The following is a 19,911-nucleotide window of genomic DNA, read 5'->3' on the forward strand; positions in this document are numbered from 1 at the left end:
GGGATCAGCAATGCAAGCAGGGCCGCTGCGTGCAACGCGATCACGAAGGCAATACCGATGATACGGGGCCAGTTGAGGCTGTTGTCCTCTTCCTCTTCCCGATACCTGTTGATGACCAGTTGTTCAGCCATGCGCCAATTAACTCAAGGTTGATACGGGCGCCGAGGCGCCTCGTTGATTCTGGATCCTGCCGGTGGTTTTCACCGGCGGAATCCTCAGCTTATACCAATCCGACGCCCCGTTGCCATCATCCGTATGGATTTTTGGCCTTCGGTGTCAGTGGATCCTGTCACGGCAGCGCGATGATCTTCTTCGCGTCGTCCGGCTTCTTCAATCCCTTGTCCAATGCGGCACGCGCGGCCGCCTTGGCTTCCGGGATCCGGTCTTCCTGCCACAGCACACGCGCCAGGTTGAGGTAGGTTTCGCCATTCGGCGCCAGTGGCGCAGCCTTCTGCCAGGCTGCGATGGCCTGGGGGATCTGCTCGGAGTAGTAATAGGCCTGCGCAAGCGCCAACTGGGTCTGGTAGTCGGGCTTGAGGACACCCTTCTGCAGGCCCTCGTTGACGACGGAAATGACCTCTTTTTCCTTGCCATCCATGTTCGCGTACGTCACGTAGAGCTGACGGTACTCCTTCTCTTCGGTCAGCTGACCCGCCGCACGCATTTTCTCCAGCGTGGCCGCCGCCTTGTCGAACTGATCCGCCTGCTGATACGTCGACACGAGGTTGAGTTGCGCTTTCTTGTCGGTCGGATTTTTGGCGGCCATCTGCTCGGCGATCTTCACCGCTTCAGCCGGACGGTCGGCGTTGACCAGCGACGCCAGCAGCAGGCCATACCAGTTGTCCTTGGGCTCAGGCGTGGACGCAATCGCCTTCTCGAGTACCGGAATGGCTTCCGCGTACTTTTCCATCTGGTACAGCGCCTGACCCTTCTGGATGAGGTCTTCCGGCTTGTTGGATTTTGTTTCGGCCAGATAGCGGTCGAGATTGGCCATGCCCGGGGCGAACTCTTCGTCCTGCAACTGAAGCTGCGCCAGCATCACCATCGCCTGGTAATGGCCGTTGTTGTCCAACGCGTTCAGATCGACCGCTTGCTGCAACAGCTGTTTGGCAGTAGCGGTGTCGTCGAGGTTGTACGCCGCCTGAGCGCCGAGCTGGGCCGCCATCGCCTTGTCGTATTCGTTCGCATTGGGTTCGGCGAGCAACTCCTTGGCCAGCGTCAGCGTCTCCGCGTCGTTGCCTTCCTTCTCGTACGCCTTGAAGAGCTTGCTCAACTTGCCCTGCATCTTGCTGGATGCCTTGGCCTTCGGCTCCTCGCGCGTCGCGTCGGGATAACGCACTTCAACCTTGCTGCTGTTCTTGCGGCCGCCGCGATCCGGCGAGCGGGCGTCATACGCCACGGCATCGGCGACTACCGCGCCGCCGAAAGCAGTCAACAACATCAGGCTAAGAAGGGTCTTCTGCGGCATGCGGTGCTTCATGTCTGAACCTCGTGGGGCCATGCAGAGGAGGGATGACCCTTGCCGTCTGCGTGCGGGGCCGGCAAAACTAACAGAAACAGGGGGAAGGCGGATACCGTTTTAGGTGTTGCTACGCAGCAATACTGTGCCGTGTGTCAGCCGCATTTCGGTGTGTTTCCGGCCTTCCTGGCCGCCTCGTACGTGGGTACGAGGGAGGGCGCGTCACGTTCGAGTTCGCGGATGCGGTTCGCCGGATCGGGGTGTGTCGACAACCATTGGGGCGAACGACCCCCACTGGCGGCCATCATGTTCTGCCACAAACCCACTGCCTGGCGCGGGTCGAACCCCGCCTGTGCCATCAAGCGCTGGCCGACGATATCGGCCTCGCTCTCCTGCTCCCGTGAGCCGGGGAGCAGGAAGACGGTTTGTGCGGTCATGCCGCCAATCTGGTTGGCCGTGTTGGCGGCGCCCTGCCCGTAGCGTGCCCCCAGAAGTGCACTGATAACGCCGACGCCCGTCTGCGCGCCCATCTGGCGGGTGATGCGTTCTTCATGGTGGCGTGCAATCACGTGGCCTATTTCGTGGCCGAGCACCGCGGCCAACTGCTCCTGGTTCTTGGCAACGGTGAGGATGCCCGTGTTGACGCCGACCTTGCCTCCGGGTAGCGCGAATGCGTTGGGCTCGTTGTCGGTGAACACAGCCGTTTCCCAAGCGACGCTACGCTGTTCCGGTGGCAACTGGCGCACCAAAGCGTTGACCACGCAAGTGACGTAGGCATTCTGCTTCGCGTCCCGGTTGAGGGTTTCCTTCGCCTTGGCTTCGGCGAAGGCCTGCGCGCCCAGCTGGTCGAGCTGCTCCTGTGAGACTCCCCCCACCATCTGCGTTCGCCCGGTGGGCGAGGTGGTGGTGGCACAGGCGGTCAAGCCCAGCACCATGGCGGTTCCGAGGATCCGGAGTTTCATGTTCGCCCCCTGCGACATTGCGTGACACCAGAGTCTGGGCAAGCGCGTCTTAAACTTTTGTCAATCACATTAGACCTGCGCACCGCCGTAAACCTGCAGGACAGCCAGCGCTATCGCGTTGTTCAGGATATGCGCGGTGATCGGCGCCCATAGGGTCCGGGTGTGCTGGTACACCCAGGCGAAGATCGCACCCATGCCGGCATACACCAGGATCAGGAACAGCGTGCTGGTTGGCGGCTTGCCATTGAGGCCGGGCAGCTCATGGACGAACGCAAAGACCACGCTGCTCAACACCAGACCCAAGACCGGCCACCCTGCTTGCCACAAGCGTCCGAACAGGACGCGCCGGAACAGTAGCTCTTCGTAAAGGGGGGCCAGCACAACCGCAAAGAGCGGCAGGAAGATGGGGTACTGGGCGAAGCCGGCCTCGATCAGGTCGAGATTGCTGGGCTTGAGATCCAGACCCAGCGCGCGACCGCCAGCGCTCATGAGCGTACTGAAGACGAAGGTCGCCAATCCCGCTGCCAACGCCCACCACCAGGTGCGAGCATGGCGAAGGCGGGACAAGGATTCCTGTCGCTCGACCAGGCTTGCACGTCGGCGCCACGCGTAGAGCAAGACAGCGGTTCCGCCCGTGCTGACCAACGTCGCCACGATGAGGAACAGGACGGGAGGTGTTCCCAGGTTGGCCTGTATTGCCTGCGCGTCCAGCGTGCCGCTTCGCGCCAGCTGTACGCCACGCCACGCCGCCCAACCGAACACCCCCGCCATCAGCATCGAGAACGACAGCGTGATGGCGAGCGCCACATCGACGGCGAACGCCGTCAGCACGCTGCGCAACGGCAGCGCGATCGGGGATGCGTCGGGCGATGCGCTCGGCGGCGTCATCCTCGAAACATCAGACGTCGAGGTTCGACACCTTCAGCGCGTTGTCTTCGATGAACTCGCGGCGCGGCTCGACGACATCACCCATCAGTGTGCTGAAAATCTGGTCTGCCGCGACCGCATCCTCAATGCGGACCTGCAGCAGGCGACGCGTCTCGGGATTGACCGTGGTATCCCACAGCTGCTCCGGATTCATTTCGCCCAGGCCCTTGAAGCGCTGGATGCTGCGGCCCTTCTTGGCCTCTTCCAGAAGCCATGCCTGCGCGTCGGCGAACGTGGCAACCGACTGCGCCTTGTTGCCACGGACGACCTGCGCACCATCGCGCACCAGGCCATGCAGTAGCGCAGCGGCTTCGCGCAACGGACGCAGTTCGCCGCTCTCGAAAGCAGACAGCGACAACACCTGCACCAGCTCCTCGCCCATGTGCCGGCGCGTGGACAGCAGGGCTGCAGGACGCTGGTCCGTGGCAGGCTGCAGGGTCAGTGCATAACGCGCACTGCCGATGCTGCCACGGTTGAGTTTGGCTTCCAGTGCGGCGAGCTCATGACGCTCGTCGATGTTCTGCTGCAGGTGTTCCGCGTCCAGCGGCGTGAAGTCGATCAGCGACTCCAGCAGCACCGGATCGTAGCGGTGCGCATTGCGCACGATCGCGTCGCGCGCCGTGGTGAAGACGAGCAGCAACTTCTCCAGCGCCTCGCCGGAAATCGGCGGTTCGCCATCGGCGGGGATCAGCGATGCGCCTTCGACGGCGTTGTTGGCCAGGTAGACATTGAGCGCGGCGTCATCCTTCAGGTACAGCTCCTGCTTGCCTTGCTTGAGCTTGTACAGCGGCGGCAGGCCGATGTAGACGTGGCCGCGCTCGATGAGTTCGGGCATCTGCCGGTAGAAGAACGTCAGCAGCAGCGTGCGGATGTGCGAGCCGTCGACGTCGGCGTCGGTCATGATGATGATGCGGTGGTAGCGCAGCTTGTCCGGGTTGTACTCGTCCTTGCCGATGCCGGTGCCCAACGCGGTAATCAGCGTGCCGACTTCGGCGGACGCGAGCATGCGGTCGAAGCGCGCGCGTTCCACGTTGAGGATCTTGCCGCGCAGCGGCAGCACAGCCTGGTTCTTGCGGTTGCGGCCCTGCTTGGCGGAGCCGCCGGCCGAGTCGCCCTCGACGATGAAGAGCTCGGACAGCGCCGGATCTTTCTCCTGGCAGTCCGCCAGCTTGCCGGGCAGGCCGGCGATATCGAGCGCACCCTTGCGGCGGGTCAGATCGCGCGCCTTGCGCGCGGCCTCGCGGGCGCGGGCGGCATCGACGATCTTGCTGGCGATGGCACGGGCCTCACTCGGGTGTTCCTGCAGGAACTCCTCCAAACGTGCACCGAACGTGCTCTCAACGACCGGCCTGACGTCGGAGCTGACCAGCTTCTCCTTGGTCTGCGAGGAAAAGCTAGGATCCGGTACCTTCACCGACAGCACGGCAATCATGCCTTCGCGCATGTCGTCACCAGACAGATTGACCTTCGCCTGCTTCGCGATGCCGTTCTGTTCGATGTAGTTCGTCAGCGTGCGCGTCAACGCGGCACGGAAGCCGATCAGGTGGGTACCGCCATCCTTCTGCGGGATGTTGTTGGTGAAGCAGAACATCGTTTCCTGATAGGCATCGGTCCACTGCAGCGCGACGTCCACCACGATGCCGCTGGCTTCGCCGGTGACTGAAATGACATTCGGGTGCAGGGGCGTCTTCAATTGCGCCAGGTGCTCCACGAAACTGCGGATGCCGCCTTCATAGTGGAAATCGTCGTGACGGCCGTCGCCGCGCTCGTCGACCAGGACGATCTTGACGCCGGAGTTGAGGAACGACAGCTCGCGCAGGCGGCGAGCCAGGATGTCGTAGTGGAACTCGACGTTGCCGTGGAAGGCGGTAACCGACGGCCAGAAGCGCAAGGTGGTACCGCGCTTCGTGCTGTTTTCGATCTGGTTCAACGGGCCAAGAGCAGCGCCGTGGCTGTATTCCTGGCGGTAGTGGGACCCCCCCTGGAAGATGTCCAACTGCAGCTTTTCGGAGAGTGCGTTCACCACACTAACGCCCACGCCGTGCAGGCCACCCGACACCTTGTAGCTGTTGTCGTCGAACTTGCCTCCCGCATGGAGAACGGTCATGACGACTTCAGCGGCGGAGACTTCGCGACCCAGCTTGGCGCTCATCTGTGCGTGCTTGCCAACCGGGATGCCGCGCCCGTTGTCGGAGACCGAGACCGAGCCATCGTCATGGATCGTCACTGCGACATGGTCAGCGTGGCCCGCCAATGCCTCATCGATCGAGTTGTCGACGACTTCGAACACCATGTGGTGCAGACCCGTGCCGTCGTGCACGTCGCCGATGTACATGCCGGGGCGCTTGCGAACCGCTTCCAGACCTTCCAGGGCGGTGATGCTGTTGGCGTCGTACGTATTGCCGTTCGGTGCAGAAGAGGTCGTTTCGTCGGTCATTCGCTTCGGTTCGGCTGCATGGCCGGCAGTGCGCCACCCGGTCGGTGACGTTCTGCGCAGGCCAAGGGATCAATGCGAAATTATAGCACTGGTGGGCACTTAGACCTTGCTTCAGACGTCCGAGAGGCGGGTCACCTCGCCGTGTTCCACGTGGAACAGAGCGTGGGACACGCGGGCTTCCTCCAGTCCTGTTGGCTTTTCGGTACCTGTGATGAAGACCTGCGCGCCACTGGCGAGTAGCCGCTCCAGAATCCGACGCTGATGGTAGCGATCCAGCTCGGATGCCAGATCATCCAAGGCAATGATCGGCCACTCACCACGTCGGCGCGCGAAGTCTTCCGCTTGGGCCAGCAGGCAGGAGAGGGCGGTGAGCTTGGCCTGACCTCGCGACAAGGTTTCGCGCTGGGCTACGTTTGTGTACTCGATGCGCCAGTCGGCCCGGTGTGGACCCACTGTGGTGTAGCCAGCGACACGGTCTCGATCCCGCGCGAGCAACAACGCGTCCGCTAACGCCAGTTCGTGACGCCGCCAACCGGACTGGAATATCAGGGTCGCGGAGCCCAAGGAGGGGGCGAGCTCATCCACGACAGTGGCGAGATCTCGCTGCAGGGCATCCAGATAACGCTGCCGATGATCCGTTAGTGGTTCGCCGGCCTCGGCCAGCTCATGATCCCAAGCATCCAGCTGAGCGCCTCCCATGCCGGCTTTCAACAATGCATTCCGCTGCTTGAGCGCCCGTGCGTACCGCCGCCACAAGTGAAGGAAGCCGCCTTCATGTCCCTGTTCCACGTGGAACAAGCCCCAATCCATGAATCGGCGGCGCGGTTCGCCGCCGCCAGTAACCAAAGCGTGGCTGCCGGGTTCGAAGCTGACGACCGCCAAGGCGGCACAAAGATCCCCCAGCTGGGACACGTTCTCACCATCCAGTCGACCGGTCCACGTCTGGCCCGTGTGCCGGAGACCCGCCCGCCGGACCCGAGAATGCGCGGCTTCATGCCACTCGACGAAGACTTCCAACGCTTCGGCCTGCGTCCGAACCAGGCCATCCCTCACACGCCCACGAAAGCTGCGGCCGTACGCCATCAGGTGCAATGCCTCCAACAGACTGGTTTTACCGGCGCCGTTGTCGCCCGTAATCAGGTTCAGTCCTTTTTCGGGCGCAAGCGCCACATGATCGAAACGCCTCAGCCCGCTTGCCTCCAGTCGGGTTACCTGCATGACGACCAGCTCGCGCAAGACGATTGGTCCGAGGCGCACCCGGGATACAGCGACGGAAAAGAGGAGGTAAACAGCAACGACATGGGCAAAATTCTAGTGCGGGAGGCGTCAGCCACTGTGTGAAGCCCTTCTTGCAGCATCTGAAACGACATCGCCCGGTTCAAGCCGGGCGATGTCGAGTGTTCCACGTGAAACAGGAGCGTCAGAGACGCAGCGGCATCACCACATGTCGTGATTTTTCGCTGCTGGCTTCGCGGACCAATGCCGATGAGTTGGCGTCGCGCAATTGCAGGACGATGTGCTCATCGCGCAGCGCCGAAAGCGCATCCAGCAGATAGTTCACATTGAAGCCGATCGCCAAGCCGTCGACCTTGGTATCCGCCTCGACCTCTTCCTGCGCCTCTTCCTGCTCCGGATTGTGGGCGCTGATCTTGAGCTGGCCGGGCGATACCTCGACACGGACGCCGCGATACTTCTCGTTCGAAAGGATCGCGGCACGCTGCAAGGCAGCCCGCAGCACTTCACGATCCAGCAGGACCTCGCGATCCGCGCCGATAGGAACGACCGCCGCGTAATCCGGGAAGCGGCCGTCGATCAGCTTGGAGGTAAAGGTGACATCGTCGCGCTTCACGCGGATGTGGCTACGGCCGACCTCCAGTTCCAGCGACCGATCACCGCCTTCAAGCAGGCGCTGCAATTCGGTCACGCCCTTGCGCGGGACGATGATCTGGCGCTTGCCGACAGGTGATCCCTCCAGCTGCGACTCGCACATCGCCAGTCGGTGACCATCGGTCGCCACACAACGCAGCGTGCGCTCACTCAGATCGAACAGCAGGCCGTTGAGGTAATAGCGGACGTCCTGCTGGGCCATGGCGAACGAAGTCCGTTCGATCAGCTCCTTCAACGTCGCTTCCGGCACTTCGATCCGCTCGGTGGCTTCCACCTCGTCCACCGACGGGAAGTCATTGGCAGGCAACGTCGCCAGCGTGAACCTGCTGCGGCCTGCTTGCACCGTGACTTTGTCGCCCGTCTGACTGACGGTGACTTTACTGCCATCGGGCAGAGCACGAATGATGTCGAACAACTTGCGGGCGGGGATTGTCGTCTCGCCGTCCTGCGCATCATCGACAGCAATCCTGGAAATCATCTCGACTTCCAGATCAGTGCCGGTCAGCGAGAGCTGTCCGTTCTGCACCTGGACCAGGAAATTCGCCAGGACCGGCAACGTCTGCCGGCGTTCGACCACGTTGACCACTTGGGCCAAGGGCTTGAGGAAGACTTCGCGCTGCAGACTGAAACGCATGAGTGTTGGAGCCCCTTCGCTTTGGATTTTTAAGACTAAAAGCTTAAAAGCTGGTGGTGGTGGTAGGCACGAAAATTCGGGAAAACCATTACAACTATTTGAATTTCATGTGTTTTTTACTCCAACAACCCGGTGGACATGGGGTGGTGGACCGGCAGTGAAACCTGTGGACAACTTTCGCCGTCGAAACGGCACACATCTTATCCACAGATCGTGTGCCCACTTGCCCACGGAGTTGTCCGTTGTCCGCCGTTATCGCCTTGTCTACAGTTGCTCCACGGCATCCGGATGCGATCTACACGACCAACCCCAGCATGCGTATCGCCGCCATTCCTGCTCGCGAAACCCCACAACCACCTGCCGCCTTGTCTGGACGATGTCGCCGTCAGCATGCTGGCTCACCACCCACGTACTTGAACACGGTTGCCGCGTTACTCGCTGAGCTTGCGGATCAGCTTGTCCCAATCTTCCCGCAACTTGCCATCCGCTTCCATCAGCGTGCGGATCTGTCGACAGGCATGCAGCACGGTCGTGTGGTCACGGCCAGCGAACGCGTCGCCGATTTCAGGCAGGCTGTGTTCGGTCAATTCCTTGGCCAAAGCCATCGCTACCTGTCGCGGCCGCGCCAGTGAACGCGTGCGACGCTTGGACAGCAAGTCCTTGATCTGAAGGCCGTAATAGTCTGCCACGGTCTTCTGGATATTAGGGATGCTGATCGCCTGTTGCTGCGCGCGCAGCAGGTCGCGAAGGGTTTCCTGGGCGAACTCAGGCGTGATGGCTCGACCGGTGAAGTTGGCCCGTGCGGCCAGCGTGTTGAGTGCGCCTTCCAAGTCGCGCACGTTGCTGCGCATCTTCTTGGCCAGCAGGAACGCCACGTCGTCAGGAATCTGCGCACCGCGCTCGTGCGCCTTGGCCAGCACGATCGCCGCTCGTGTCTCGAAATCCGGTGGGTCGATCGCCACGCTCAAACCCCACGCCAAGCGTGATTTCAGGCGCGGTTCCAGACCTTCCACTTCGCGTGGATAGCGGTCGCACGTCAGGATGATCTGCTGGCGACCGTCGAACAACGCATTGAACGTGTGGAAGAACTCTTCCTGGGTACGGTCCTTTCCGGCGAAGAACTGGATGTCGTCGATCAGCAGCGCGTCGACCTGCTGGAAGCGGCGCTTGAACTGGTCCATCGACTTTTCGATCAGCGCCTTGGTCATCGCGCTGAAAAATTGCTCGCTGCGCAGATAAAGGACGCGCGCGCCGGGGTTCTGCCGCAGCATCTCGTTGCCGGCAGCGAACATCAGATGGGTCTTGCCGAGTCCGGTGCCGCCGTACAGCAGCAACGGGTTGTGCGACCGATCGCCTGGCTTCTGCGCGGCCTGCCACGCGGCGGCACGGCCGAGCTGGTTGCTGCGGCCCTCGACGAAGTTGTCGAAGGTGTAATGCGTGTCCATGTTGCCCGCGAACGGCTCCGTGGGCGCGGTGACGCTCCCACTGCTTCCCGTCAGCGAAGAAAGCGGGGCTTCGACTGGTTTGCTGCGAGAACCGATCTCCAGCGACACGTCGTCATGCCCGGCGAAATAGTCCAGCAGTTCGCGGATGCGGCCCAGGTAGCGTTCGCGGACCTGTTCCACGATGAAGGCGTTGGGTGCGTAGAGCACCATCGCATTGCTGCGCTGCTCGGCCTGCAACGGCTTCAGCCAGGTGTGTACATCCTCCGCCGGCAATTCGGCTTCCAGGCGTTCGAGGCAACGGGGCCAGGCATCCATCAGGTGGAACAACTCGCGAGTGGGGTCGAACAGGCCATCCCGCGTTGCCGTAGGCAGCACGGAGCGGGATCAATGGGGTCGGCCAGACTACCACCGGTGCCCGGACCCGCCAACGATCCTGTGTATAACATGTGGATGAACGGCCGAGAGGCAGGCAGGCACGTCGTCGCGCGAAGTCGTTTGAAGCGAAAGTGCTTGAGTGGTTGACCGTAACCCTGTGGCTCCTATAGAATTTCCGGTTCTTTCCACCCGCACACGCCCGAGGGCCCCATGGCCACCAAGCGCACTTACCAACCCAGCAACCTGAAGCGCAAGCGCGACCATGGTTTCCGTGCCCGCATGAAGACCGCCGACGGTCGCAAGATCCTGGCCCGTCGCCGTGCCAAGGGCCGCAAGCGCCTGACCGCCTGATGGCTTGGCCGTCTTTCGACGGCCGGCATCCATGCGTTCCCTGCATCAAAAGGAGCCCGCCCGTTCACGAGCGGGCTTCTTGCTGAGATGACTACGGCTTTCCCGCGCAGCGCGCGGGTGCGAGCGAGCGCCGAGTATTCGCGCGTGTTCGAGCAGGCCCGCCGCACCTCCGATCCGCTGATGAGCCTGCACTGGTTGCCTGGCGATGGTCCTGCGCGCCTAGGCCTGGCGGTGTCCCGGAAGGTCGATACGCGATCAGTAGGACGTAACCGCATCAAGCGGCAGCTTCGTGAACATTTCCGTCGCCTGCGCGACGTGCTCCCGGGTGGCGACTACGTCGTCGTCGCGCGACCGCCCGCGGCGAAAGCCGATACCAGCCAGTTGCGTGCGACCTTCGAACGTACGTTGACGCGCGCCGGTGCATTGCCCGCACCGGCACCGGGCGGCACAATGCCGCCGGGCTTGAATTCCCCCGCGCCGCCACCCACACCTTCTTCTCCGACTAAACCGGTTTCCGACGCCGGTTGAGATTGCCTGCCTGATGAACCAGACCCGTGTATTCCTGATCTTCGCCTGGATGATGGTGGCGACCTTGCTGTGGCTGCGGTGGAACAAGGCCGCGCCGCCGGCAACTCCCGCCATTGCCGCCCAGACGACCACGACCCAGGGAAGCACCGTGCCTGCCGCGGTCGCACCCACACCGGCGTCGACAGGGAGCGTGCCGAGCGCACCGACGGTTGCACCGATGCCGGCGTCAGCTGAGCGCGGGACTGCGGGACCGCGCGTTACCGTGAGCACCGATGTCCTGCGTCTGGTGCTGGACGGCGGCAGCGTGCTGGAAGCGGATCTTCTGCATTACCCGCTGAGCAAGACGCCGGGCAGTGGTCCGGTACGTCTCTTCAGTGAAGACCCGCAACACTTCTATGCGGCCGAAAGCGGCTGGGTCAGCAGCGCAGCCAAAGCGCCAGACCATCATGCCTTCACTCCGGAGAGCGGCGCGGGTGATGTGGCGCTGGCCAAGGGTGCCGACAGCGTCAGCGTGCCATTCGTGTGGCAGGGTCCGGATGGCGTGACCATCCGCCGTACCTACACCTTCAAGCGCGCCAGCTACGAGATCGAGGTCAGCGACCAGGTCGTCAACGCCGGCGCCGGCACGTGGCAGGGCACGGTCTATCGCCAGCTGCTGCGCACGCCGCCGCAGGTCAAGAGCGGCATGACCAATCCGGAATCCTTCAGCTTCAACGGTGCCACGTGGTGGGACGGCAGCTACCAGCGCCGCAAGTTCAACGAGGACTTCCTGGAAGACGGTCGCGTCAACCAGCAGGTGAAGGGCGGCTGGATCGCCATTCCGCAGCACCATTTCTTCAGTGCGTGGATTCCGCAGGCCGACGACACCACCACGATCTCGCTCGACAATCCGGAGAACGGTACCCGCGCGCTGATCCGTGAGATGGGTCCGGGCGTCAATGTCGGTCCCGGCCAGCAGGCGACCACCACGGCACGCCTGTGGGTCGGTCCGAAGCTGGTCGACAAGATCCATGCGATCAAGGCGCCCGGTATCGACCGCGTGGTCGACTACAGCCAGTTCGCGATCCTCGCGCTGCTGGGCCAGGGCCTGTTCTGGGTGCTGAACTTCCTGCACGGCTTCCTCGGCAACTGGGGCTGGTCGATCATCGGCCTGGTGATCCTGGTGAAGCTGGCGCTGTATCCGCTGTCGGCGGCGCAGTACAAGAGCTTCGCCAAGATGCGCAAATTCCAGCCGCGCATCCAGCAGCTGAAGGAGCGTTACGGCGACGACAAGCAGAAGTTCCAGGTCGCCATGATGGAGCTGTACAAGAAGGAGAAGATCAACCCGATGGGCGGCTGCCTGCCGATCCTCGTGCAGATGCCGGTGTTCCTGGCGCTGTACTGGGTGTTGGTGGAAACCGTCGAACTGCGCCAGGCGCCGTGGTTCGCGTGGATCCAGGACCTGACCGCGCGCGATCCGTACTTCATCCTGCCGGTGCTCAACATGCTGGTGATGTGGCTGACGCAGAAGCTGACGCCGGCGCCGGGCATGGACCCGATGCAGCAGAAGATGATGCAGTTCATGCCGCTGGTGTTCGGCGTGATGATGGCCTTCTTCCCGTCGGGCCTGGTGCTCTACTGGGTCACCAACGGCGCGCTGGGCCTGTTGCAGCAGTGGTGGATGACCAAGCGCCACGGCGAATCGTCCACGCCGCCGAAGACCGCGGTCGCGAAGTAATCCGCAGCTCCCGCGACGCCACGAAGCCCGCCCTCCGGCGGGCTTCGTGTTTCCGCTACCCTGAAAGATCTTCCGCGAACCCGCAGCCATGTCGCCAGCCCAGGACACCATCGTCGCCATCGCCACCGCTCCCGGCGCGGGTGGCGTCGGGATCGTGCGCCTGTCGGGTCCGGCGGCAGCGGCGATCTCGAACGCGATCTGCGCCCGCACGCTGACGCCACGCCACGCGCATCACGCACGTTTCCGCGACACCGACGGCGGCACGATCGACGATGGCATCGCACTGTCGTTTCCCGGCCCCGCGAGTTTCACCGGTGAAGACGTCGTCGAACTGCAGGCGCATGGCAGTCCTGTCGTCCTCCAGCAGCTCGTCGCACGTGCCTGCGCGCTCGGCGCCCGTATGGCGCGGCCGGGCGAGTTCTCCGAACGCGCCTTCCTCAACCACAAGCTCGACCTCGCCCAGGCCGAGGCCATCGCCGACCTGATCGCCGCCGCCGATACGCGTGCAGCGCGAGCGGCCCGTCGTTCGCTCGACGGAGTGTTCTCTGCACGTGTCGATGCCATTGGCGCTTCGCTGCTCGCCCTGCGGGTGCATGTCGAGGCGGCGATCGATTTCGCCGACGAATCCATCGATACGCTGGGTGGCGAGCAGGTTCGTACGCGCCTGGCAGACGCGCGCACGCAGCTCGACGCACTGATAGGCGATGCCGAACGCGGCCGCAAGCTGCGCGATGGTGTGCACGCAGTGATCGTCGGTCCGCCCAACGCCGGGAAGAGTTCGCTGCTCAATGCACTGGCCGGCAGTGATCGCGCGATCGTTACCGACGTTGCCGGCACCACCCGCGACACGTTGCGGGAAACCATCCGTCTTGATGGACTGGAATTGCACCTGGTGGACACGGCGGGCCTGCGCGACGGTGGCGACGCGATCGAGCGCGAAGGCATGCGCCGGGCCCGCGCCGAACTCGAGCGTGCCGACGTGGCGCTGGCCGTGGTCGACGCCCGTGATCCGGATGCCGGATCCGCCGCGATTGCCGACAGTCTTGACGGCGTGGCCACCGTGCTGTGGATCCACAACAAGGCCGACTTGCTGGCCCACGTACCGGCGGACGAGGAAACGCGGGTGCATGTGTCGGCCGCGCAGGGCCTGGGCCTGGAACAGCTGCATCACCGGCTGCGCGCGTTGGCGGGTGGACCCGCCAGCGAGGGCGGCGAGGGCGAATTTTCCGCACGTGCCCGGCATGTGGACGCGCTGCAGCGTGCCGCTACCCATGCCGCCATGGCTTCGGATCAACTCCGGCACGAACAGCTGGAACTCGCGGCCGAGGAATTGCGGCTGGCGCATGACGCCCTTGGCGACATCACCGGCCGCCTCAGCGCGGACGACATGCTGGGCCACATCTTTTCGACCTTCTGCATCGGCAAATGAGCGTGCTGGCCGCCAGTCCGCCAAAAGTGTGACAGACATCAAGTGTTGCCCCCAAGGCGCCGACGTACTCTGGCGTCCGGGTAGGGGTACCCGGAAGGCATCGCGCCATCCCAGCCCGGAGAGGGCCTGGCAGGTGGCGGGCCGGTACTGATTCGCGACATCCCGTCCCGCGTGGCTGCGCGGGTCGTTGGGCGTGTCGACACCATTGGAAACGTACTTGGGGGAGTTGAAACGATGTTCTTGATCCAGACCACGGGGCGCCTGCGCTACGCCGCGCCGCTGCTGCTGATCGTCGCACTGGCGGCGTGCTCCAAGCAGGACGATGCGGCCGCACCCGCGACCGCACCCGGCGCCGCCGCCACGCCGGCCGCGCCGCCGCCGCCGGCCGTCTCCGCCGAAGTCCAGGCGATGAACGCCGACGCCCTGCGCGAAGCCGCCACCAAGGCGCTGCGCGAGAACCGCATCTACGCACCGGGCGGCGACAACGCCATGGAGTACTACCTCGCGCTGCGCGACAAGCTGCCGACCGATCCCGGCGTCAGCAGTGCGCTGACCGACTTGATGCCTTACACCCTGATTGCGGCCGAGCAGAGCATCGCGCGCGAAGAGTTCACCGAGGCGCAGCGCCTGTCGGCCATCATCGAGAAGGCCGATCCGAAAGCGCCGGCCCTGCCGCGCCTGCAGCAGAGCATCGCGGCTGCGCAGCAGGCGGTCGCGCAGCGTGCCGTGACCGACGAAGCCGCGAAGACCAAGGCGGTGGAAGATGCGCGCCTGAAGGAACAGCAGCGCCTGACCCAGCAGGCGGACCAGCAGCGTGCGACCGAAGCCGCTGCCGCCCAGCAGCTTGTCCAGCAGCAGGAAGCCGCGCGCGCGGAAGCCGCACGGCAGGAAACGGAGCGTCAGGCGACCGCCCAGCGGGAAGCCGCCGAGCGCCAGGCCGCCGCTGCCCGCGCCGCGGTGCCGGCAGCAGCATCCGCGTCCGCGCAGTCCTTGCGCGCCGTGAGCACGCCGGCCCCGCGCTATCCGCCGGAAGCCCTGCGTTCGGGCACCAGCGGTGAAGTGCTGGTCGAGATCACCGTGGGAACGGATGGCGCGGTGACCAACGCACGCGTGGTGCGTGCAACACCGGCGCGCGTGTTCGATCGCGAGGCGCTGAACGCGGTGCGTCGCTGGCGTTTCGAACCGGTGGATGCGCCGGTGACCACGCGACGCACGATCGGCTTCAGCCCGGGCTGATCACCGTCATCAGGAAAAAAAACGCCGGCCCCGGGCCGGCGTTTTTCTTTCTGGACATCCCGTGGCGTCGGCGCGATCTAGCCCGCCACCGCCAGCTTCTCCTGGTGATAGCGGCGCACCGCCGCGAACCACAGCAACGCCGCCACGCCGAACGCGGCCGCAATGTAGATGCCCCACGTCTGCGGCCCGATGTACTCGTTGCGGATCACCTTCAACAGCAACTGGTTCTGTGCCAGGAACGGCACGGCGAACTGCCACGGCTGGCTCTTCAGCGGATTGGCCATCAACGCGAACGTCGGGATCATCGGCAGCAGCATCAGCCAGGTCATGTGGCTCTGGGCTTCCTTCATGCTCTTGGCGGACGCGGCCAGGTAGGTCAGCAGCGACGTCCCGATGAACAGCATCGGCAGCAGGATCAGCAGCATCTTCGCCATCGACAGGAACGACACGTTCAACTGCCGGCCCAGCGTGCCCGCGAATTGCGCGCTGAACTTGAACGCCAGCAGCGTCAGCAGCAGCGTGGCCAAGCCGATCACGCAGGCGGCTGCGATCTTGCCGCTGACCACCGCACTGCGAGGCGCCGGCGTGGCCAGCAACGGCTCCAGTGATTGCCGCTCGCGCTCGCCTGCCGTCGCATCGAGGATCAGGTAGGCACCGCCGATGAAGGACGTCAGGATCAACAGGTAGGGCAGCAGCACCGACAGCAGCATGCCCTGCTTGGCTTCGGGTGTGGCCAGATCCTGCATGCCGACGTTCACCGGCCGCGCGACCGACGCATCCACGCCACGCGCGAGCAGGCGCAGCGCCCCGACCTGCTGGCTGTACGCCGACAGTGCAGCGTTGACGCGTTGCGTGGGAATGTCGGCATCGCGTCGCGTGCTGTCGCGGATGATCTCCACCAGCGCGGGTCGGCCGTTGCGCCAGTCCTCGGCGTAGCCCGGACTGATGCGCAACGCGACATCGATCTCCTGCGAACGGATCGCCGCGTCCAGGTTGGCGGGCGCTTTCGCCGTGGTGATGCCGTTGGTGGCGAGGAACTTCACCAGATTCGGCGCGTGTTCGGCGCCCACCATCGGGATCTCCAGCGTCTTGTCGACCTGGGTGCGGATGCGGTTCTCGGTCAGGTAGCCCATGCCCAGCATCAACGCCGGGTACAACAGCGGGCCGAGGAACAACGCCAGCGCCAACGTGCGGCGATCACGCGAGAGGTCGCGCAATTCCTTGCGCATCACGGTGAACACCGTAGATAGAAGACGGGTACGGAACATGGTCATGCCAGCAGGCCCTCCTCCGAGCCGATCACCTTGACGAAGGCGTCCTCCAGGTTGTCCTCGCCTGCCTGCTCGCGCAGTTCGTCGGCGGTGCCGGCGGCGACCACCGTGCCCTTGGCGATGATGACGATGCGGTCACACAATGCGGCAACCTCCTGCATGATGTGGCTGGAGAAGATCACGCAGCGTCCCTCCTCACGCAGCTGGCGCAGGAAGCCGCGCATCGCGCGCGTCGTCATCACGTCCAGGCCGTTGGTGGGTTCATCGAGAATGACGTTGCGCGGGTCGTGCACCAGTGCGCGGGCGATCGCGGTCTTGGTGCGCTGGCCCTGGCTGAAGCCCTCGGTCTGGCGGTCGAGGATGTCGCCCATGTCCAGCGCGTCGGACAACGCCTTCGTGCGTTCGGCGATCTGCGTCGACGACAGGCCATGCAGCTCACCGAAGTAGGCGATGTTCTCGCGTGCAGTCAGGCGCTTGTACACGCCGCGCGCATCGGGCAGCACGCCCAGCGCGCGGCGCACCGCGACGGGTTCGCGCGCGGTGTCCAGGCCGTCCACGCGCACTTCGCCGCGATCGGGCGTCATCAGCGTGTACAGCATGCGCATGGTGGTGGTCTTGCCGGCGCCATTGGGGCCGAGCAGGCCGGTGATCTGGCCGTCGTGGGCGGTGAAGCTGACGCCGTCCACGGCGGTGACCGTTCCGGTCTTGGTCTTGAAGGACTTGTGCAGGTCGTTGGCGATGATCATTCGGTCATGTCCATTGAAGGTGGCGGGCGCGCGAAGCGCGACTCACGGCTCCCAGCCGTTGAAGCTGGTGAAGGGCGGCACGTAGTCCAGGCTGTCGAGGCAGGTGGCATCGAGCTCCTTGGCGTTCGCCGTTTCCAGGAAGCGGCCCAGCAGCTTGGGCATGCAGCCGACGGCGAACGTGCCGTGGCCCTGACCCTTCAGCGTCAGATGGCGGCCGTTCGACAGCGTGCGCAGTACCTGCTCGCCGTACCGCGGCGGCGTGACCGGATCCAGTTCGCCGGAGGTGACCAGCGTGGGGATGTCCGATGTCCACGCCGTGTGGAAATCCGCCGGCCGCGTGCCCGTGGGCCATGCCGTGCACTGCGCCTTGAGGGTGTCGCCCAGCAGGCTGCCCAGCACCGTGTCGGCGTCGCCGGGATCGGCCTTCAGCAGGTCGGCATCCTCGGCGCAGATCACCGACAGCTGCATGCCGTGCATGAACTGGTCGCCAACCTGCGTTTCCAGCAGCTTGGACAGCGACATCAGCGAGCCATAGCGGCCCTGCTGCGCTTCATTCAATACCAGCGGCAACAGGGCGGCGCCCTGCGGATAGTACGAGTACATGCGGGTGATGCCGGCGACCGTGCCGGCGGTGACCTGGCCGCTGACGAGTTCGCCGGTCGACGGATCGCGGTACTCCGTTTCCACCGGCGTCGCCGCCAGTCCGGTCATCAGCGTGCGCAGCTGGCCGCGCAGGTCGTCGCCGAAGCGGTCCTTGCAGGTCGCCGTCGCCTGGCAGCGCTGGAACTGCAGCGCGAGCGCCGCATCCAGGTTGCGCGCGTGCTCGCTGCCCAGCACCAGCTCGTTCGGTACCACGCCATCGATCACCACCGCGCGGGTGCTGCCGGGGTGGCGCATCGCGTACTGCTGCGCCACGCGCGTGCCGTAGGAACCGCCGACGAGGTTGATCTTCGCCACGCCCAGTGCCTTGCGCACGCTGTCCAGGTCGCGCACGGCATCGGTGGTGGTGTAGAGGCGCGGATCGGCCTGCAGCGCCGCGGCGCATTCGCGGGCGAAGGCGACCGCCGCGGCCTCGCCGAGGTCTTCCGCATCGCTGTAGGCGTTGCGGCCTTCATCGTCCTTGCACGCGAGCGGGTTCGACTTGCCGGTGCCGCGCTGGTCGACCAGCACGATATGCCGCGACTTGCGTACCTCGCGGAACGCCGCGTCGATCGCCGGCCAGACCTGCACCGCCGCCTGGCCCGGACCGCCGGCGAGGAAGAACACCGGATCGTCGGTGGCGGAACCTTCGTTGGTCGCCGGCAGCCAGGCGATGTTCAACCCGACCTTGCGCCCGTCCGGCTTGGCCGGATCTTCGGCCACGTCGAAGGTCGCGCATTGCGCTTCCACGGTCGTGGTCAGGTAGGGGGCGGTCAGCGTGCAGGGCTTGAAGGCGATATCGCCGTAGTGGCGCACGGCCTGCTGGTCGGGGCCGGTGGCGGTGCCGTTGCAGCCTGCGAGCAGCAGGGCGCCCAGCGCAGGCGCGAGCGATCGTCGAAGAAGAGATGCCATGTATCAGTTCCGTTGGAGGCGGGTCCCAGCATGCCATGACGATGCGGCGGGACGGATGTGACCAGGGAGCTATGGGTATCGTTCCGTCGTCACGACGGTCGAGTGGCGGGCACTACTTGCTGCTGACGTATTTTTCGCGGCGAATCTGCGGAATCGGCAGGCCATGGCCCTTCAGCGCCTCGAAGCAGGCATCCACCATGTCGGGGTTGCCGCACAGGTAGGCGATGTCGCGTGCGGCCTCTGGTGCGAACTCGGCCAGGTGCTGCTGCACGTAGCCCTCGCGCACATCGGGATGGGGATCGGCCGGCAACTCGCGCGACAGGCACGGCACGTAGCGGAAACCCGGGTGCGCGTCGGCGAAGGCGCGGAAGTCGTCGCCGTACAGCAGTTCCGTCGGCGTACGTGCGCCCTGCAGCAGCACGACCTCGACGCCGCGCCCGGCCATCAGCGCTTCCAGTTGCGGCAGCATCGAGCGGTAGGGGGTGACGCCGGTGCCGGTGGCGATCAGCAGGTAGCGTGCGTTGCGGTCGCCCGGCATAAGGCAGAAGCGGCCGAACGGACCGCTGGCGTCCACGTGGCCGCCTTCCGGCAGGCCTTCGAACAACGCGGTCGCTGCGCCACCGGGCACGTAGCTGACCGCGATCTCCACCGCTTCGCCCGGGCCCATCGCGTGGTCGTGGATCGTCGCCAGCGAATAGCTGCGCTTGGTCGCCGTGCCATCCGCGTAGCTGAAATGGACCTGGATGAACTGGCCGGGGATGAAGTCCAGCGGCAATCCGTCGTCGCGCACGAAGCGGTAGTGCCCCACGCTGGGCGCCAGCATGCGGCGGCCGACGAGCTTCAGGGGAAAGTGGGGGATGGCCAAAGCGACTGGAACACTGTGTGGCCCGGGGCGGTCCCGGCGAGGCGCCTATAATAAGCGCTCGCCCTCCCACCGCGCCCCCGCGCGCATCGCA

General features: G+C 64.7%; 16 protein-coding genes and 1 pseudogene. 5 read left to right on the plus strand and 12 right to left on the minus strand.

The window, feature by feature from the left end; all coding sequences use genetic code 11:
- The 8 genes and pseudogenes from AX730_RS07950 to dnaA form a co-directional block, all read right to left on the minus strand.
- A pseudogene (locus tag AX730_RS07950) lies at positions 1-131 on the minus strand (energy transducer TonB); the annotation flags it as partial.
- 158 nt (positions 132-289) lie between these two features.
- Positions 290-1,480 (minus strand): heme biosynthesis protein HemY, encoded by a 1,191-nt coding sequence (locus AX730_RS07955; protein WP_062354504.1) that lies wholly within the window; start codon positions 1,478-1,480, stop codon positions 290-292.
- A 134-nt stretch (positions 1,481-1,614) separates the two neighbouring features.
- Positions 1,615-2,421, minus strand: coding sequence for a M48 family metallopeptidase (locus AX730_RS07960; protein ID WP_062354693.1), 807 nt, complete (start codon positions 2,419-2,421; stop codon positions 1,615-1,617).
- Between the two features lie 69 nt (positions 2,422-2,490).
- On the minus strand, positions 2,491-3,309 hold the full coding sequence (locus AX730_RS07965; protein WP_062354506.1) for a CPBP family intramembrane glutamic endopeptidase: 819 nt from the start codon (positions 3,307-3,309) through the stop codon (positions 2,491-2,493).
- A 10-nt stretch (positions 3,310-3,319) separates the two neighbouring features.
- On the minus strand, positions 3,320-5,785 hold the full coding sequence (gyrB, locus tag AX730_RS07970; RefSeq protein WP_062354509.1) for a DNA topoisomerase (ATP-hydrolyzing) subunit B: 2,466 nt from the start codon (positions 5,783-5,785) through the stop codon (positions 3,320-3,322).
- A gap of 111 nt (positions 5,786-5,896) precedes the next feature.
- The gene (gene recF / locus AX730_RS07975; RefSeq protein ID WP_062354696.1) at positions 5,897-7,003 is read right to left on the minus strand and encodes a DNA replication/repair protein RecF; all 1,107 of its coding nucleotides are present in this window, start codon (positions 7,001-7,003) and stop codon (positions 5,897-5,899) included.
- Positions 7,004-7,205: 202 nt separating this feature from the next.
- Positions 7,206-8,306 carry a DNA polymerase III subunit beta gene (gene dnaN, locus AX730_RS07980; RefSeq protein ID WP_062354513.1) on the minus strand — a complete coding sequence of 367 codons (1,101 nt, stop codon included), beginning with the start codon at positions 8,304-8,306 and terminating at the stop codon, positions 7,206-7,208.
- A 431-nt stretch (positions 8,307-8,737) separates the two neighbouring features.
- Positions 8,738-10,066 (minus strand): chromosomal replication initiator protein DnaA, encoded by a 1,329-nt coding sequence (dnaA, locus tag AX730_RS07985; protein ID WP_062354698.1) that lies wholly within the window; start codon positions 10,064-10,066, stop codon positions 8,738-8,740.
- 270 nt (positions 10,067-10,336) lie between these two features.
- On the opposite strand from dnaA, the gene rpmH reads away from it, so the two are divergent.
- The 5 genes from rpmH to AX730_RS08005 all read left to right on the plus strand — a co-directional run bounded on the left by rpmH (position 10,337) and on the right by AX730_RS08005 (position 15,387).
- Positions 10,337-10,477 carry a 50S ribosomal protein L34 gene (gene rpmH / locus AX730_RS07990; protein ID WP_013536759.1) on the plus strand — a complete coding sequence of 47 codons (141 nt, stop codon included), beginning with the start codon at positions 10,337-10,339 and terminating at the stop codon, positions 10,475-10,477.
- Positions 10,478-10,564: 87 nt separating this feature from the next.
- Positions 10,565-11,005: a ribonuclease P protein component gene (gene rnpA, locus AX730_RS18455; protein WP_083537804.1), complete on the plus strand. Its 441-nt coding sequence runs from the start codon at positions 10,565-10,567 to the stop codon at positions 11,003-11,005.
- Positions 11,006-11,018: 13 nt separating this feature from the next.
- Positions 11,019-12,722 carry a membrane protein insertase YidC gene (gene yidC, locus AX730_RS07995; RefSeq protein ID WP_062354516.1) on the plus strand — a complete coding sequence of 568 codons (1,704 nt, stop codon included), beginning with the start codon at positions 11,019-11,021 and terminating at the stop codon, positions 12,720-12,722.
- Between the two features lie 88 nt (positions 12,723-12,810).
- Positions 12,811-14,151: a tRNA uridine-5-carboxymethylaminomethyl(34) synthesis GTPase MnmE gene (gene mnmE, locus AX730_RS08000; RefSeq protein ID WP_062354517.1), complete on the plus strand. Its 1,341-nt coding sequence runs from the start codon at positions 12,811-12,813 to the stop codon at positions 14,149-14,151.
- Positions 14,152-14,385: 234 nt separating this feature from the next.
- Positions 14,386-15,387, plus strand: a complete 1,002-nt coding sequence (locus AX730_RS08005; RefSeq protein ID WP_062354521.1) for an energy transducer TonB — start codon at positions 14,386-14,388, stop codon at positions 15,385-15,387.
- 77 nt (positions 15,388-15,464) lie between these two features.
- Here AX730_RS08005 and AX730_RS08010 read toward each other — a convergent pair whose 3' ends face one another.
- The 4 genes from AX730_RS08010 to AX730_RS08025 form a co-directional block, all read right to left on the minus strand.
- On the minus strand, positions 15,465-16,655 hold the full coding sequence (locus tag AX730_RS08010; RefSeq protein WP_062354524.1) for an ABC transporter permease: 1,191 nt from the start codon (positions 16,653-16,655) through the stop codon (positions 15,465-15,467).
- Between the two features lie 2 nt (positions 16,656-16,657).
- Entirely contained in the window at positions 16,658-17,404 is a 747-nt protein-coding gene (locus AX730_RS08015; RefSeq protein ID WP_062354526.1) for an ABC transporter ATP-binding protein, read from the minus strand.
- Positions 17,405-17,446: 42 nt separating this feature from the next.
- The gene (locus AX730_RS08020) at positions 17,447-18,955 is read right to left on the minus strand and encodes an alpha/beta hydrolase (RefSeq protein ID WP_062354529.1); all 1,509 of its coding nucleotides are present in this window, start codon (positions 18,953-18,955) and stop codon (positions 17,447-17,449) included.
- Between the two features lie 112 nt (positions 18,956-19,067).
- Entirely contained in the window at positions 19,068-19,778 is a 711-nt protein-coding gene (locus AX730_RS08025) for an FAD-binding oxidoreductase (RefSeq protein ID WP_062354531.1), read from the minus strand.
- Between the last annotated feature and the right edge of the window lie 133 nt (positions 19,779-19,911).

This window comes from Pseudoxanthomonas mexicana (assembly GCF_001556105.1).
Classification (GTDB): domain Bacteria; phylum Pseudomonadota; class Gammaproteobacteria; order Xanthomonadales; family Xanthomonadaceae; genus Pseudoxanthomonas_A; species Pseudoxanthomonas_A mexicana_A.